We start from the raw sequence: 16,659 nt of genomic DNA, 5'->3' as shown, positions 1-16,659 counted from the left end.
AGGCTCATTGTTGTTTGCCGCGCTGTCCCAGCCAGAAGGCCAGCACCACCAGCACGATGGAAATCACCAGCATCAGGGTCGAGATCGCGTTGATCTCCGGCGTCACGCCGGCCTTGATCGCGGAGAAGATGTACACCGGCAAGGTGGTCGAACCGGGGCCGGCGACGAAGAAGGTCATGATGAAATCGTCGAGGCTGACCACGAACGCCAGCACCGACCCGGACAGCACCGCCGGCCACAACAGCGGCAGCGTCACCCGGCGAAACACCTGCCACGGGTTGGCGTACAGGTCGTTCGCCGCTTCCAGCAGGCTCTTGTCCAGGTCATTGAGCCGCGCGCGAATCGGCAGGTAGGCGAAGGGAATGCAGAAGCCGATGTGCGCGACGATCACCGTCAGCAACCCCAGCTTGATCCCCAGCGCCATGAACAGCAGCAGGGTGGCCACCGCGGTGACGATCTCCGGCAGGATCAGCGGCAGGTTGATCCCCCCTTCGACCATCTTCTGGCCGTAGAACGGCCGGTAGGTCGCCAGCGCCGCGAGCAAGGCAATCGCCGTGGCACAGACCGTGGCGATGCCGGCGACGATGATCGAGTTCAGCGCGGCGGTCTGGATAGACGGGTTGGCCAAAATCCGCCCGTACCAGGCGAACGAGAACTCGGTCCACACCGTCGCCGAGCGGTTGGCGTTGAAGCTGTAGGCGATCAACACGAAGATCGGCAGGTACAGGTAGGCCAGGATCAGCAGGCTGACTTCCCGGGTCATTGGCAGTTTTTTCAGGTGCAGGGCGATCATGCGGTAGCTCCCCGACGAAGAGTTTTGGCGGCGCTGCGGCTATACAGGGCGTACAGCACCAACGACAGCAGCAGAATCCCCAGTAGCAGGAACGACAGCGAACTGCCCAGGGGCCAGTTGCGCGCGGTGCCGAACTGTTGCTGGATCAGGTTGCCGATCATCAGGGTCTTGCCGCCGCCGAGAATCGCCGGGGTGATAAAGGCTCCCAGGCTCGGCACGAACACCAACAGGGAACCGGCAATCACCCCTGGCATCGACAGCGGCAGGATGATCCGCCGCAGTGCGTGCCAGCGATTGGCGCCCAGGTCATAAGCGGCTTCCACCAAACGCCAGTCGAGTTTTTCCAGGGTCGAGTAAATCGGCAGGATCATGAACGGCAGGAAGCTGTAGACCAGCCCGACGCTGACCGCGAAGTCGTTGTAGAGCAGGGTGATGCCGCCGGCACTGGGGAGCAGTGCGTTGAGGCTCTGGGCGACCCAGCCCTGTTCGCGCAGGATGATCAACCAGGCGTAGTTGCGGATCAGCAGGTTGGTCCAGAACGGGATGGTGATCAGCAACACCATCAGATTGCGCCGACGCGGGGTCAGGCTCGACATCCACAGCGCCACTGGAAAGCCGAACAGGAAACACAACACCGTGGTGCCACCGGCCTGGAACACCGAGCGCAACAGCGCCTGGGCGTAGACCCAGTTGAGCTCCAACTCGCCATCGAAACCTTCTTGGAAAAACAGCTGCACGTAGCTTTGCAATTGCCAGTCGGCCTGCCAGTCGACGCCGCCATAGACGTTGCGCGGTAGCAGGCTGATGTAGCCCATGATGCCCAACGGAATGGCGATCAGGGCCAGCAGGGTCAGGACCACCGGGCTGAGCAACAGCGCGCGGTTGAGGGCTGGGGAAGTGCTACTGACGCTCATCTCAAGCCTCCATCAACAGGCAGGCGTGGGGGGGCAGGTTGACCGCCACCCGATCACCGACGCCACGGTTGCGATTGAGGCCCTCGTTGTTCTCCCGCAGCATCACCTTGATGTCGTTGTTCAGGCGGCACTGGTACAAGGTCGCGGTGCCGACGTACAGCACGGCTTCGATCACGCCGCGCAGGTGGTGCGGTTGCGCCGGGTCCACCAGTTGTGAACGTTCCGGGCGGAATGCCAGTTGCACCTTGCCGTCGATGCCTTGAGGCAGGCAGGGGATTTCCACCGGCATGCCGTTGGGCACGAACAGGTTTTCATTGTGCTGGCCGCGCTTGAGGTGGCCGGGCAGGAAGTTGATATCGCCAATGAACTGCGCGACGAACTGATGCTGCGGCCGTTCGTAAATGTCATTGGGCGTGCCGACCTGCAGGATCTTGCCGGCGGACATCACCGCAATGCGATCGGACAGGGTCAAGGCTTCTTCCTGATCGTGGGTGACGAAAATGAAGGTAATCCCGGCTTCCTTCTGCACCCGCTTGAGTTCGACCTGCATTTCCTTGCGCAGCTTGAGGTCCAGCGCCGACAGCGGCTCGTCCAGCAACAGCACTTTCGGTTTCGGCGCCAGGGCCCGTGCCAGAGCCACCCGTTGCTGCTGGCCGCCGGACAATTCGGCGGGTTTGCGCTTGGCCAGGTGCTGCATTTGCACCAGCGCCAGCATTTCATCGACCCGCTGCGCGATCAGCGTGCGATCAAGACCCTGCATCTCGAGGCCGAAGGCGATATTCTGCGCAACACTCATGTGCGGAAACAGCGCGTAACTCTGGAACACCGTGTTGACCCGGCGCTTGAACGGCGGCAGTTCGTTGACCGGTTCACCGGCGAGGCGAATCTCACCCTCGCTGACATGCTCGAAGCCGGCGATGGTGCGCAGTAAAGTGGTCTTGCCACAGCCGGAAGGGCCGAGCAGTGTGAAGAACTCGTTATCGGCAATGTCGACTGAAACGTTGTCCAGAGCGGGTGCCAGCCCTGGATCGTCGGAATACCGCTTGGAGACATTACGCACTTCGATTGCAACTGGATGACCCATAATGGTGCATTCCTCTAATTATTGTATGCAAAATCTGGATGCAATTTAGAAATACCCGGATTAACCTGCTCGTGCAACCCCCTTTTTCAAGGCTGTTGATTCGCCTGGGGCCGGTTGCACAGCACTGAAGGAGTCTTCGAATGGCGGAAAAGAAACTGGAAACCACGGTGGATCGCGTCTACCAAGGGGTTTACGAGGCGATCAGCAAACGCTCGCTACGTCCCGGCATGAAGCTGGGCGAGGCTTCGTTGGCCGAACTTTTCAATGTCAGCCGTACGTCAGTTCGTGCCGCGCTCAAGCAATTGGAAGCCGATGGACTGGTCACCACCGAGCCCAATAAAGGTGCGTCGGTGTCGCTTCCGAGCGACGAAGAGATCCGCTCGTTGTTCGAAACCCGGCGCCTGGTCGAGATCGGCATCGTCAGTGAATTGTGTCGCCGGCGCGATACGGCGGTGACCCGGGATTTGCGCGATCACTTGCTGCTCGAGGATGAAGCGCATCGCAACGGTGACCACGAACGGTTGATCCACCTGCTCGGCGAATTCCACATCAAGCTGGCCCGCAGCCTGAACAACCCGGTGTTGCTCGACTGGTTCCAGAAGCTGATCTCCCGGGCCTCGCTGTACGCCGCCGCGCTCGATGACGACAGCCACGAAGCCTGCCGCGATGACGAACACCTGCGTTTGATCGAGTACATCGAGGCGGGCAACCAGAGCGCGGCGATCGAGCTGACGTGCATCCATTTGAATGGCATCGAGAAGGCGATTCTGGATGTGGCGGCGACCTTGAAAAGTAGCTACAACCCGCTCAAGCATCTGATTGAGGTGTAACCAGCCGGTCTGAATCTGCAGATGCAATCTGTGGGAGCGGGCTTGCCCGCGATGAGGGCCTGACAATCAATATTTGGTTGAACGTTACGCCGCTATCGCTGGGATGGCGGCGGCAGAGAGGCCTGGCGCCAAGAGCGGGAAAACTCCTACATATCAGATACACCAATCAAAGACGCGTCCTACGCACAAAAAGGAAACGTCTTATTTTCAGCACGTGTCAGCTTCCCTAAAGCTGTCGAGCACTTGAACGAGGGATGGAAATGAAGCCTCCCCGTATGCTCTCAGGGAGGTCTGTACATGAGCACCGCACCAACCGTTTTCTTCAACCACAGCCGCCATAAACTCTGGGTCCGCAACCTGGAGCCCCACCTCGATGTCCTCGCCTTCCGCGGCGAAGAACGCCTCAGCCAACCCTTCACCTACGAGATAGAGTTCACCAGCGCCGAGCTCGATCTTGAAGCCGAACAGCTGCTGGGCAAGGACGCCTCTTTCAGCTTGCACGCGGCGCCATCGAACGTCGCGCCGATGCCTTGGGAAGTGCCCGAGGTCAAACCGTTGCGCACGCTGCACGGCGTGATCACCGGCCTCAAGCGCCTGTGTGCCTCCCGTGACGAAGCCCGCTACGAACTCATCCTGCAACCGCGTTTGGCCTTGCTTGAACGCGGCCGGCAATACCGCATCTACCAGGATCAGTCGGTGCCGGAAATCGTCGAAAGCATCCTGCGCAGCCGCCACGACTTCCGTGGCCAGGACTTCCTGTTCCGCCTGGTGCGTGACTACCCCCGGCGCGAGCAGGTCATGCAGTACGGTGAAAGCGACCTGGCTTTCATCAGCCGGCTGCTGGCCGAGGTCGGCATCTGGTACCGCCTCACCAGCGACCAACGCCTGCACATCGACGTCGTGGAATTCTGCGATGGTCAGCGCGGCTACCAGTTCGACGTCGAGCTGCCGTACTACTCGCCCGCGGGGCTCAGCAGCAGCGATGCGGACGGCGTGTGGGGCCTGCAAACCCACCACCAGGTAGTGGAAAAAAACGTCAACATCCGCACCTACCACCCCCTTGACGCCAATGCCCACCTCGACGCCGACGTCGACCAGACCCGCGGTGCGAAAATCACCTACGGCGAGGCCTACCACTACGCCGAACCCTACCGCGTGCTCGGCGACGCCTATGACCGGCACGAAGGCCTGGCAAGCGAAAGCGGTTTTTTCTACGCGCGCTTGCGCCACGAGCGCTACCTCAACGAGCAGACCCGCCTTCGCGGCATCACAAGCAGCGCCACCCTCGCACCGGGTCAGGTGCTGACCGTCACTGGCGGCGCACCCAAGGCCTTCACCCCGCGGTGCGCGATCATCGCCGTGCGTACCCGTGCCGCCCGCGATGCCAGCTTCGAGTGCCGCTTTGAAGCCATGCCCTATTCGGAAACCCTGTGCTTTCGCCCGCCACTGCTGCCCAAACCACAAATCGCCGGCACCGTCCCGGCCCGGGTCACCAGCGGCGAAGCCCATGACAAATACGCCGAAATCGATCTGCGAGGCCGCTACAAGGTCAACTTCCTGTTCGACCGCGACCCGTGGAAGCTCGGTGAAGAAAGCATGTGGCTGCGCCTGGCGCGTGCCTACGCCGGCGACACCCATGGCCTGCACCTGCCGCTGATCTGCGGCACCGAAGTGGCCATCGCCTTCGAACAGGGCGACCCCGACCGCCCCTACATCGCCCACGCCCTGCACGACAGCGAACACCCGGACCACGTGACCCTGCGCAGGCGCGACCACACACGCAACGTGCTGCGTACACCGGCGAACAACAAGCTGCGCATGGAAGACCTGCGCGGGGAGGAACACGTCAAGCTCAGCACCGAGTATGGCGGCAAGAGCCAGCTGAACCTGGGGCATTTGGTGGATGCCACGAAGAAAAAACGCGGGGAGGGGTTTGAGCTAAGGACGGATGATTGGGGGGCGCTGCGCGCGGGCAAAGGGTTATTCATCAGCGCCGATGAACAGCCCAAGGCTGCTGACGATGTACTCGCCATGGCGCCGGCCAGCCGCCAGATCGAAAGCGCCCGACAACAAATGGCCCAGTGGCAGGAAATTGCCCAGGCCCATAACAGTCGACCACCCGCCATCGACGGTCTGCAGCAACTACAAACGGACGCCAAAGACCTGTCCGCCCCAGCCATCCTCTTGAGCGCCCCCGACGGCATCGGCGCAGTCACACCGGCCAGTCTGCTGCTCAACAGTGGCGACGGGATGTACCTGCAAAGCCGTGACGACATCCACCTCGCCGCCGACCAGCGCCTGTCGGCACACGCCAAAAAAGGCATCTCACTGCTCGCCCAGCGCGAAGGTATGCGCCTGGTCTCCGGCGAGGGCCCACTGGAAATCGAATCCCACGGCGACCTGATGAACCTGATTGCCCAGCAGGACATCACCGTGCAGTCGGTGCAGGGGGAGCTGCAGTTGTTGGCCAAGAAGGGCATCACGCTCGGCAGCGGAGAAGCATTAATCCGCCTCAGCCCAACCGACGGAATTCTATTCGATAGCCCCACCAAACTACTGTCCAGAGGACAGCACGTTTGGGAGGGGCCTGGCGGCCAGCGTTTTCCGTTGATGGAGCTGCCGAAGTCGGTGTGCGAGGAGTGCCTGCAAAAGGCTCGGAAAAACGCCATTGGCTTGCTGATGCGCCAAGGCTGATCGAGGAGATATACAGATGAAATTGCCTATCCCATGGCTGGAGCAGATCGAGCAGGTGTGCGCCAGAACGGAAGTACAGGAAGTTGATCTTTTGCTCGATCAAGCCACGTGGAGCAAATGCGCTGTTCCCGGGCTGCAGCAATTGAGTCCCAAGGTGCCTTGGTTCTCATTGTTCACCGGTACACCAGAGGAAAACCTGCTGGACCAGGCACCGCTGTTGATGCGCCTGGACCTGACTATTTGGCAGCACAAGGCTTGGCTGGAAGAACTCATCGAGCACTGCGCAGCAGATGCTCGCCTGATGGTTCTGATTTCGAACCTGCCGTTTGAAGAACTGAGTCATGCCTTGCGAGCCCTGTCCCAACTGCAGTGGGGTGGACAAGCTGGCTTGTTGCGTTTCTACGATCCGCGAATCTTTCCCGTGCTGGTGAATTCCATCCTCACCACCGAACAGCGCGCCGAGTTCCTGCGAGTCGCTTGCTTTTGGGGCTGGCTTGATCGCGACGACCAGCCGCAATGGCTACAAAGCAATTGCTTGACGAAACAGAGCAGCATCGAAGTCGAACCCTGCGTGGAACTTAATGATGAACAATGCGAAATGATCGGATGTATTAGTGATGCCCAGAAACTTCTGGTGCGCGTTGAGTTTGATTATCTGGACGATAGCAAGGAAAGACGTTTTGAGATGTTGTACACGATTGCCATGCAAGCAAGTCGAGAGAATTACTTTGGCAATATAGTCGAGTACGCGCGCCAACGACTTTGAGCTGACTATGAAATGGTGCACCTCGGTATGCATTCCGATGTCGGCGGAGGGTATTCGCAAAACGAACGACCAGGATATGGGCCAGGTATAACTTTTATCGTCCGGTTTCATGGGAGAGACGCTCATTCGGGATTTTCCCATACAGCCTGAACTGAAATCAGGGAATGGTCGGTGATGGAGATGACAATGAAAACAATGTGGGCGATATGGTTGTTGGGTTTATTTGGATTGGCGTTGGTGGGATGTTCCACGGCGGACAACGAAATGGCGGGAGGGAATATACAAGCGGTTAATCATACGCTGAACAATATCAATTGGCTCTCGGTGAATGGCTATCGGGCTGATGGGGGTGGGGGACGTTCTTGCTGCATTATTATGCCTACGAAATGGCGTCCTGGTTTGAAGGCGCATATTGAATGGGAAGTTGATACTGATCCTTATGCTTATTCTAAATGGCCGCCGCTAGGGACTGATGGCTATAGAGTGGCTCAAGCTAAGCATAAGGCCAACTATCAGCGCTACAGCACTGTCGTGGAAATTCCAGAGTGGCCAGGAACGGAGTCGTGCGATCTTAAGGTGCATTTTTTCACCTGTAACCAAGTAAAGGTTACGACTTCTTGCTGGGCACCCAGTTCACCTAATTATCCGATAAAAGTACCTACGGGGATGAAGGAGCCATCCGTATGCCCGAAGTAAAAATTAACTCGAGGGCTAAGGTCTGGATATCGCCCGTCTTTCCGGTGCTGGGGAATCGACAATGAAAATAACCTGGGTTCGATGGTTGTTGGGTGTGTTTGTGTTGGTGTTGGTGTTGGTTGGATGTTCCACGGCGGATAACGAAATGGCGGGAGGAAATATACAAGCGGTTAATCATACGCTAAGCAATATCAATTGGCTCTCGGTGAATGGTTATCGGGCCGACGGGGGTGGGGGACGTTCTTGCTGCATTATTATGCCTACGAAATGGCGTCCTGGTTTGAAGGCTAATATTGAATGGGAACTTGATCCTGAGCCTCATGCAAAATTGCCATCCGTTACTTCTATAGAATTTCGAGATGCGTATGCTAAACACTCCGCCAATTATCGACGGTACGCCGCGGTCGTAGATATTCCAGAGTGGCCAGGAACGGAGTCATGCGATCTTAAGGTGCATTTTTTCACCTGTAACCAGGTAGAGGTTACGACTTCTTGCTGGGCACCCAGTTCACCTAATTATCCGATCAGAGTACCTATGGGAATGAAGGAGCCTTCCGTATGCCCGAAGTAAAAATTAACTTGAGGGCTAAGGTCTGGATATCGCCCGTCTTTCCGGTGCTGGGGAATCGACAATGAAAATAACCTGGGTTCGATGGTTGTTGGGTGTGTTTGTGTTGATGTTGGTTGGATGTTCCACAGCGGATAACGAAATGGCGGGAGGAAATATACAAGCGGTTAATCATACGCTGAGCAATATCAATTGGCTCTCGGTGAATGGTTACCGGGCCGACGGGGGTGGGGGACGTTCTTGCTGCATTATCATGCCGACTAAATGGCGTCCTGGCTTGAAGGCGCATATTGAATGGGAAGTTGATCCGGAACCGTTTGCAAAAATAAAAAGAAAAACTACTGGGTATGGGTTCGATGAAGATGCGTGGGCTGCGCATGAAGCGAATTTTAAACGTTACAGCACCAAGGTGGATATTCCAGAGTGGCCGGGAGTGGAGTCATGTGATCTTAAAGTGCATTTTTTCACCTGTAACCAGGTAAAGGTTACGACTTCTTGCTGGGCACCCAGTTCACCTAGTTATCCGATCAGAGTACCTATGGGAATGAAGGAGCCATCCGTATGCCCGAAGTAAAAATTAACTCGAGCGTTAAGGTCTGGATATCGCCCATCTTTCCGGTGTTGGGGGATCGACAATGAAAGTAACCTGGGTTCGATGGTTGTTGGGTGTGTTTGTGTTGACGTTGGTTGGATGCTCCACAGCGGACAACGAAATGGCGGGAGGGAATCTAAAAGCGGTTAACCATACCTTGCATGCGATCAATTGGTTTTCAGTCAATGGTTATAGAGCATACGGTGGCGGCGGAAGTTCTTGCTGTATTGTCATGCCAATTAAATGGAGGCCTGGTTTAAAGGCTTACATTGAGTGGGAGGTGGATACCGATCAATTTGCGTACTCGAAGTGGCCATCTGATCCAGAGGGATATCGGCTGGCTCAATTGGAACATAAAGCTAAATATAAGCACTACAGCGCCACGGTGGATATCCCCGAGTGGCAAGGTACGGACTCTTGTGGTTTGAGTGTGCATTTTTTAAGTTGCAATCAAATAAAAGTTACAACTTCGTGCTGGGGGTACGGGTCACCCAATAACCCTATTAAAGAACCTAAGCGGATGAAGGAGCCAGCTGTATGTCCGAAGTAAAAAATAATCTGAGTGCTAAGGTCTGGGCACCGCCCGCTTTTCCCGTGGTAGGGCGTTTGCCGGGGGAAGTTCTTACGGTGACTTGCAACTGCGACAAGCAAACTGCCGAGGAAGACAGTCACCATCAACAGGTCAACTCCAAAGGGAGGTCCCAGCGGTTCGAATGCGTTCAAAGTTTGCATATCAGTTTGTTTTTCGATGGTACTAACAATAATGAAGATAACGATACCAAGAAAAACCACCCCAGTAATATTGCCAAGCTTTTTCATGCGTCGCTCAGGGGTGAACAGGCAGAAAAAGAGGGCTTTTTTTCTATTTACATGCCTGGTGTAGGTACTCCCTTTCCCGAAATTGGCGAACTGGATTACAGCGCGGAGGGGCTGAGGTATGCGACGGGTGGTGAAGATCGCATCAATTGGGCATTGGTGTCATTGGCCCATGCGCTGAGGTTTGCATTAACTAAGAAAGAGTTGTCCAAAGCCGACAGGAAAAAAGCAGTCAATGCCATGAGCACCTGGCAGGCACCGCTGATGAGCGGCCTGGGGGAAGGCAAACGACGACGAGTCATGCATGGGCTTTTGGGCCCCTTGGAGGCCTGTAAAGAAAAGTCCCTGCAGCCTAAAGTATTGGCAGTCAAACTGTACGTGTACGGATTCTCGCGCGGGGCGGCGGAAGCTCGTACTTTCGTGAACTGGCTGAGCCAGTTGTTCGACACCCCGACCGGGGCCCAGCTTCCTGAGCAACGTCTGATCGGCTTGCCGGTCAGCGTCGAGTTTCTCGGTGTGTTGGACACCGTCGCCTCGGTCGGCATCGCCCATGCGGCGCCTTTTTTTGCGGGGCACATGGACTGGGCCGATGACAGTCAGTTGCTGCCTGACGCCACGAAGTTTCCGAAGTTCGTCAAATGCTGCCGGCACTTCGTCGCGGCCTTCGAGCAGCGCTCGTGTTTTCCGCTGGACTCGATCCGCAACGAGGACGGTCACTACCCGCTCAACACCTATGAAGTGGTGTATCCCGGCGTGCATTCCGATGTCGGGGGTGGCTATCCACAGAATGATCAGGGCAAAGCCCGAGGCGGCACCAATGAACTGGTGTCACAAATCGTTCTGCATGACATGTATGCCGAAGCTTTCGCTGCGGGTGCGCCGTTGCAGGTTCCGGAAACGGTGCTACCAAAATGCCTGCAGCCGTCTAGACAATGGCGTGTTATGAGTCCTGCAACCGAAAGAGAGTTTGGACTTAGTGAGACACTAGTCGAACGATTCAACGCCTGGCGCCACACCCTCCCAGGCATCACCACCGACATCCCCACCCACACAAAACCCCGGGAATACAAACCACAACAACTGCGCATCACCGTAGAAGAAACCCTGGCCGATCAACTCGGCTGGATCACCGGTTGGCGCATCGGTCGGTACGCCGATGACCCGTTGCAGAACAACGACAGCTACAAACATCAGCCGTTCTTCATCCAGGCCAATGAAGTCACTGTGTTCGACACCAGTGATCAACGCGAGGCCTATGAAAAACAGAAAAAAATCATTTTGGCCAATCGGCTGAAAACGCCCGCGGCGGCGACGAACCACCCCGGCCCGCCCATCTACGAACCGCAGATCGACAAGACCCAGCTCAGCCAGGCGGCTGCGGAGTTCAAGCGCGACTACAAGGGCTTCGACCGCAAGCAAACCAGTGCAGTTGGCACGGTCACCGATGTGCTGTTGCGCGACGCCATCTATCTGCTCAACGAAAACGATGAGTTGCAAGACCACGCTGCGATCAAGGCGGCAGGTGAACGGCGCACCAAACAATTGTTCAGCGATGCCCGGGGCACGCCCAGCAAGGACCCGCGCATGGCGCTGGTGGTCGCGTTGTTCGATGACCAGATACACGACTCACGTGCTTGGTTCATGCATGACGCGTTGGGTTCGCGTGAGATATGGGCGGGCTACTTCTTCTATCGCATGACGTATTTCGGCAATGACAACAGCCGGGACCTGTCACCGGTGGTAGTGGCCGGGCGAATACTGGGCGTTGCGATGCTGGCCGGCGCCACGGTGTACGGCATTAAGCGGGGTGGGGCGCTGGGCGGGGTTGGTGGGGTGGTCGCGGGCATCGGTGGCGCCACCATCGGCTATCAAGTGATCGACAAGGCGCGCGGTGTAGCGCTGCCGTTCCTGCCGGAGGCCGCGCAGTTGCTGAAGCCGACAGCGCATATCGGCCAGGTGGCGGCTGAGCTGAAGCAACAGATTGCCCAGGAAGACTATGCGCAACGCATCGACCGCACCGCCGCCTTTCTGCGCGAGGCCGGCAGTCTGTTCGAACTCACCGGGGAGGTCGTCTGATGTTGCCTCTGGTACGCATGGGGGACTCGATGAGCCCTTTCGGCGGTGAAGTGCTTGAAGGTCACTACGAGGCATTCGGCCAGCCGGTTGCCTGCGTGGGGGATCAGGCTCGCTGCGATTTGCACGGCATGACGCGCATCGCGGAGGGTACCTCGGTGGCGATCATGGACGGCAGGCTCGTGGCCCTGCACGGGTATGAGTGTGATTGCGGTTGCACCCTGGTCAGCTCGCTTGCGGCTTCGTTCATGGTCGTGGCGCCATGAACCGCGCGCCGCAATACCCGGACCTTGTCGAACCGCATGAACCGCATGAACCGCATGAACCGCATGAACCGCATTGGCGCCGTTGGTGGCTGGTTTTGCTGTTGCTCTGGGGGTTGCAGTCGGCGGTTTTGTTGTCGTTATGGCCAGAGGAGCAGCCAAGGGGAGAACTGTGGATGTGGAGTGCAGTCATGCCTTTTTGCTGGGTGTTGGCCCTAGCGCTGCGCGTGTTGGGGTGGCAAATCTGCCTGTTTAACCGCGATGTGTATCGACGCACGGTGGAGGCTGCGGTGCAGCGTTGGTGGGGACGTCGCCGCTTGGGTTTGCCGGTGGAACACGTGCTGCTCCTGGGGCCCGTGGGCGATGAGCAAATACATTACAACGGCTTGATGGCCGGTGTTCCCGCCCCCAAGCCATCGAAGCCCGACGGCGCTACACAGCGCATGTTGCGCTGCCCGGTGTCGCTGGGTTCGTCCAGTGAGCGTGCGCCAGCATTGGCCCGGCGCCTGGCCAGGATGACGCTTGAACTCCCCGAGTTGAAACAACGCTGGCCGTCGTTGCGCGGGATTGCGTGGATCGGGGATGAGGCCAGTCAAAGTGCGTACTTGAAGGCCGTGGCCAAGGGCGACGTGGTGTTGCCCGAAGCGCGCATGCCTTTGGATGACCTGGCCGATCTGGACACGCTCATTGATGCGTTTCATCACGACTGTCGCGATGAGGCGGATTGGTTGCTTTGCGCCGGGGTGGTCTCGGTGCAGAGCGCTGGCGAGCCGGATCTTCCCGGTGAAGCTGGATTTCTCTGGCTGGTGAGCCACCAGGGTCGCCAGTTATTGCACAGGGGCGAGTACTTGTTGAGTGAGCTCGACGAGTCGCCCGCTGAGCTCTGTGTACAGATCCAGCGCTATGCCGGGTTGGACGCAGCACCGCCCGATTGCCTGGCGCTGGATAAAACCAGCCAGGGCACTTTCCTGAAAGGTGGCTGGCAGTCTGGCGAACATCAATTGTCCGGGTACTGGGGCGTGTTGGCGCAATTGGCGCCTTTCATCGGCATGTCCCTGGCGTTGTTGCAGGCAAAGGAGGCCGGACAACCTTGTGGTTGGCTGAGTCAGGACGGAAACGATCGATTGGCTATTGGAATGGCGGTGCCTCATGGCAATGAATAAGCAAGCGAGCGAAGGCTCTCTGATCAAGGTGGGATTGGGCTATCTGCTGGTCGTGACGGTCGTGGTGGTGTTCGGTTGTCTGCTGTACGACTTGACCCACGAGTACTTCGGCTGGCCAAGGCTGCCCCTCAAATCGTTGGCGCTGTGGGGGGGTGGAAGCTGGTTTGCCTTGTGCTGGTTCTGCCCGGTGATATTGCTCGCCTGGGATCGATTGGCGGTGGCACGGGCGATGCGCGTGACGGGCGCGGCTGTTGATGCGCCGATTTCGCCATTCAGCAAAGAGCCCGTTCCGGACGACGATTCATGGGTCGCTAAGTTAAAGGAACACCTGCACGAAAATCACGGTTTCCTTTGGCGCCGCAAAATCCGCCTGCTGCTGGTCGTCGGCGAACCCGCTCAAATCGCCGCCATCGCCCCCAACCTGAAAGATAAAAAATGGCTCGCCGGCCACGACACCGTTCTGCTCTGGGGCGGCAGCACCCAAACCAAATTCGCTGATGGCCGCTTCAGCTCGTGGCAAGGCCTGAGCCGCTGGCGCGGTCTCGACGGCGTGATCTGGGCCTTGAACAAAGAGCAGAGCATGGACGCCAGCGCGATGGACGCCGGTGTGCGTCACCTGCAAGACCTGGCGCGCCAATTGCGCTGGCAGTTGCCGCTGCACCTGTGGCAGGTCTGCGACAGTGGATGGGAACAGAACAAGCGCCAGACCCAGGCCATCGGTTGTTGGCTACCGTCACAGGTGACGCCGCTGGCCTTGGAAAGCGGGCTGGAGAGCCTGGTGCAACCCCTGCGCGACGGTGGTTGGGTGCAGATACGGGGCGCGATGAACCATGACTTCCTGCTGCGTCTGTCCCGCGATTTGCAGGCCGAGGGCATTGCCCGTTGGCGGCAAGTTCTTGCGCCGTTGTTCCGGGTGTTCGACCGTGGCGTGCCGTTACGCGGGTTGTGGTTCAGCCTGCCGGTGCAGGGGGGTCAAGAAACTAAAGAAAATACGGATAACCTTTGGCACGCCACACCACCCTGGGACGGCGTGCTCGATGACAAAAGGGTTCGCCCTGAGCGCCTCGGCTGGCCCGCGACCCGCATCGCGCAAACCCTGATGCTCGCCCTGACTCTGGCCTGGGGCGCCGGGATGATGCTGTCCTTCGTCAGCAACCGCGTACACATCGCCCAGGTGCAAACCTCCCTGGCGACCTTGCAACACTCAGCCACCCGCGACGAACAATTCCTCGCCCTCAACGAACTGACCCGCGAACTCGGCCGCCTGGATTACCGCGCCACCCACGGCACGCCCTGGTACCAGCGCTTCGGCCTGAACAAGAACACAGAACTGCTGCAACTGCTCTGGCCCGCCTACGTCGAGGCCAACCAGCGCCTGCTGCGCGACCCGGCGCTGGCCAGCCTGCAACAACAACTCACTGCCCTGATCCAGTTGCCCGCCGACAGCCCCGAACGCCTCAAGCGCGCGCCCCAGGCCTACGAACAACTCAAGGCTTACCTGATGCTGGCGCGGCCGGAAAAAGCCGATGCGAGTTTTCTGGTCAAAGTGATGGGCTCGCTCGAACCGAGCGCCGACGGGGTTTCGCCGGGGCTGTGGCACGGCTTGTCGCCGCTGCTCTGGCAGTTCTATGGCGAGCAGTTGGCGGCGCATCCGCAGTGGGGGATGCCGGCCGATCCGCAGTTGGTGGCCCAGGTGCGCCAGCTGCTGCTCGGCCAGTTGGGTCAGCGCAATGCCGAAGCCAGCCTGTACCGCCAGGTGCTCGACGCCTCGGCCAATCATTACCCGGCGTTAAATCTGGCGCAGATGGTCGGCGACACCGAGGCGCGAGCGTTGTTCGTCAGCCCGGCCAGCGTGCCGGGGGTGTTTACCCGCCAGGCCTGGGAGGGCCAGGTGCGCCCGGCGATCGAGGCCGTCGCCGAGGCGCGGCGTGAGGAAATCGACTGGGTGCTCAGCGACCGGCCGGGCGACATCGCCGCCGAGTTGACCCCGGACATGCTGCGCGAACGCCTGACCCGGCGCTACTTCCAGGACTACGCCAGCGCCTGGCTGAAGTTCCTCAACCGCCTGCGCTGGCAGCCGGCCAACAACCTCGGCGAGGTGATCGACCAGCTGACCCTGATGAGCGACGTGCGCCAGTCGCCGCTGATCGCGCTGATGAACACCCTGGCCTACCAGGGCCAGGCCGGCACCCGCAGCCAGGCGTTGGCCGACTCGCTGATCAGCTCGGCGCAGAAGCTGATCGCCCAGGCGCCGGCGCCGTTGATCGAGCAGGCGCAGCAGGGGCCCAAAGGCCCCTTGGACGCCACCTTCGGTCCGCTGCTGGCCCTGCTCGGCAAGCCCCCCGAAGGCCAGAGCGATAACGAGCGCCTGAGCCTGCAAGCCTTCCTCAACCAGGTCACGCGCACCCGCCTGACCCTGCAACAGGTGAACCACGCCGCCGACCCGCAGGACATGACCCAGACCCTGGCGCAGACGGTGTTCCAGGGCAAAAGCATCGACCTCACCGACACCCGCGCCTACGGCAGCCAGCTCGCCGCCAGCCTCGGGGCGGAGTGGGGCGGTATCGGCCAGACCCTGTTCGTGCAGCCACTGGAGCAGGCCTGGCAGCGGGTCCTGCAACCCTCGGCCAGCAGCCTCAACCGCCAGTGGCAACGGGCGATCGTCAGCGAATGGCACGAAGCGTTCACCGGGCGCTACCCCTTCGCGGTCACCGCCAGCGATGCCTCGCTGCCGATGCTCGGGCAGATGATCCGCGCCGACTCCGGGCGCCTTGAGCAATTCCTGCAGCGCGAACTGGGCGGCTTGCTGCGCAAGGAGGGCAGCCGCTGGGTAGCCGACGCCCAGCACAGCCAGGGCCTGCGTTTCAATCCGCAGTTTCTCACGGCGATCAACCAGCTCAGCCACCTGGCCGACGTGCTGTTTACCGACGGAGGCATGGGCCTGAGCTTCGAGTTGCAAGGCAAACCGGTGCGCGACGTGGTGCAAACCACCTTCACCCTCAACGGCGAGAAACACGAGTACTTCAACCAGAAGGAAAGCTGGCAGCGCTTCAACTGGCCGGGTCGCAGCCAATACCCCGGCGCGAGCCTGACCTGGACCAGCGTGCAGGCCAACGAACGGCTGTTCGGCGACTACGCAGGCACCTGGGGCCTGATCCGCCTGCTGGAACAAGCCCAGGTCACGCCGCTGGACGACGGCGACAGCCGTTTTCGCGTGGTGCTCAAGGCGCCGGATGGGATTGGCCTGACCTGGTATTTACGCACCGAACTGGGGGCGGGGCCGTTGGCGTTGCTGAAGTTGCGTGGCTTTAAGTTGCCGGCGCAGATCTTCCTGGCTGAAGGGGCGGCGGCAGCACAAAACGGGAGGTTTAAAAAATGACAATGCACAAATTGTTTGCCCGATGCCT

Annotated in this window: 14 protein-coding genes; 11 read left to right on the top strand and 3 right to left on the bottom strand. The window is 59.3% G+C overall.

Annotated features, from left to right (window positions below):
• Positions 1-4: 4 nt before the first annotated feature.
• Genes HGP31_RS17300 through HGP31_RS17290 form a run of 3 tightly spaced genes read right to left on the bottom strand, consistent with a single transcriptional unit; the run spans position 5 to position 2,791 of the window.
• Positions 5-793, bottom strand: a complete 789-nt coding sequence (locus HGP31_RS17300) for an ABC transporter permease (RefSeq protein ID WP_020795454.1) — start codon at positions 791-793, stop codon at positions 5-7.
• Positions 790-1,707: an ABC transporter permease gene (locus HGP31_RS17295; protein ID WP_020795453.1), complete on the bottom strand. Its 918-nt coding sequence runs from the start codon at positions 1,705-1,707 to the stop codon at positions 790-792. The genes HGP31_RS17300 and HGP31_RS17295 overlap by 4 nt, the downstream gene beginning before the upstream one ends.
• Position 1,708: 1 nt before the next feature.
• The gene (locus HGP31_RS17290) at positions 1,709-2,791 is read right to left on the bottom strand and encodes an ABC transporter ATP-binding protein (RefSeq protein WP_033040923.1); all 1,083 of its coding nucleotides are present in this window, start codon (positions 2,789-2,791) and stop codon (positions 1,709-1,711) included.
• A 140-nt stretch (positions 2,792-2,931) separates the two neighbouring features.
• Between HGP31_RS17290 and HGP31_RS17285 the strand changes: the two genes are divergently transcribed.
• The 11 genes from HGP31_RS17285 to HGP31_RS17235 all read left to right on the top strand — a co-directional run bounded on the left by HGP31_RS17285 (position 2,932) and on the right by HGP31_RS17235 (position 16,631).
• Complete coding sequence (locus HGP31_RS17285) at positions 2,932-3,621, top strand: GntR family transcriptional regulator (RefSeq protein WP_020795451.1); 690 nt, start codon at positions 2,932-2,934, stop codon at positions 3,619-3,621.
• Between the two features lie 297 nt (positions 3,622-3,918).
• The gene (locus HGP31_RS17280; RefSeq protein ID WP_168758282.1) at positions 3,919-6,315 is read left to right on the top strand and encodes a type VI secretion system Vgr family protein; all 2,397 of its coding nucleotides are present in this window, start codon (positions 3,919-3,921) and stop codon (positions 6,313-6,315) included.
• Between the two features lie 16 nt (positions 6,316-6,331).
• Positions 6,332-7,081 carry a toxin Tle1 chaperone Tla1 gene (locus HGP31_RS17275; protein ID WP_020795448.1) on the top strand — a complete coding sequence of 250 codons (750 nt, stop codon included), beginning with the start codon at positions 6,332-6,334 and terminating at the stop codon, positions 7,079-7,081.
• Positions 7,082-7,267: 186 nt separating this feature from the next.
• A complete protein-coding gene (locus HGP31_RS17270) occupies positions 7,268-7,777 on the top strand; it encodes a Tli1a family immunity protein (protein ID WP_240963490.1) in 510 nt (169 codons plus the stop codon).
• A 61-nt stretch (positions 7,778-7,838) separates the two neighbouring features.
• On the top strand, positions 7,839-8,348 hold the full coding sequence (locus HGP31_RS17265) for a Tli1a family immunity protein (protein WP_083349236.1): 510 nt from the start codon (positions 7,839-7,841) through the stop codon (positions 8,346-8,348).
• 61 nt (positions 8,349-8,409) lie between these two features.
• The gene (locus tag HGP31_RS17260) at positions 8,410-8,919 is read left to right on the top strand and encodes a Tli1a family immunity protein (protein WP_083349235.1); all 510 of its coding nucleotides are present in this window, start codon (positions 8,410-8,412) and stop codon (positions 8,917-8,919) included.
• Between the two features lie 61 nt (positions 8,920-8,980).
• A complete protein-coding gene (locus tag HGP31_RS17255) occupies positions 8,981-9,487 on the top strand; it encodes a Tli1a family immunity protein (protein WP_083349234.1) in 507 nt (168 codons plus the stop codon).
• Positions 9,475-11,829 carry a T6SS phospholipase effector Tle1-like catalytic domain-containing protein gene (locus HGP31_RS17250; RefSeq protein ID WP_168758280.1) on the top strand — a complete coding sequence of 785 codons (2,355 nt, stop codon included), beginning with the start codon at positions 9,475-9,477 and terminating at the stop codon, positions 11,827-11,829. Before HGP31_RS17255 ends, HGP31_RS17250 begins: the two co-directional genes overlap by 13 nt.
• On the top strand, positions 11,829-12,092 hold the full coding sequence (locus HGP31_RS17245; RefSeq protein WP_083349232.1) for a PAAR domain-containing protein: 264 nt from the start codon (positions 11,829-11,831) through the stop codon (positions 12,090-12,092). The genes HGP31_RS17250 and HGP31_RS17245 overlap by 1 nt, the downstream gene beginning before the upstream one ends.
• Before the next feature lie 167 nt (positions 12,093-12,259).
• Positions 12,260-13,252, top strand: a complete 993-nt coding sequence (locus HGP31_RS17240; RefSeq protein WP_042955213.1) for a hypothetical protein — start codon at positions 12,260-12,262, stop codon at positions 13,250-13,252.
• On the top strand, positions 13,245-16,631 hold the full coding sequence (locus tag HGP31_RS17235; protein ID WP_168758279.1) for an ImcF-related family protein: 3,387 nt from the start codon (positions 13,245-13,247) through the stop codon (positions 16,629-16,631). Before HGP31_RS17240 ends, HGP31_RS17235 begins: the two co-directional genes overlap by 8 nt.
• The last annotated feature ends 28 nt before the right edge of the window (positions 16,632-16,659 follow it).

It is taken from the genome of Pseudomonas umsongensis, assembly GCF_012647205.1.
In the GTDB taxonomy this organism is placed as follows: Bacteria; Pseudomonadota; Gammaproteobacteria; order Pseudomonadales; family Pseudomonadaceae; genus Aquipseudomonas; species Aquipseudomonas umsongensis.
The sequence above is the reverse complement of the archived record's forward strand: the minus strand, read 5'-3'. Positions and strand labels throughout refer to the sequence as shown.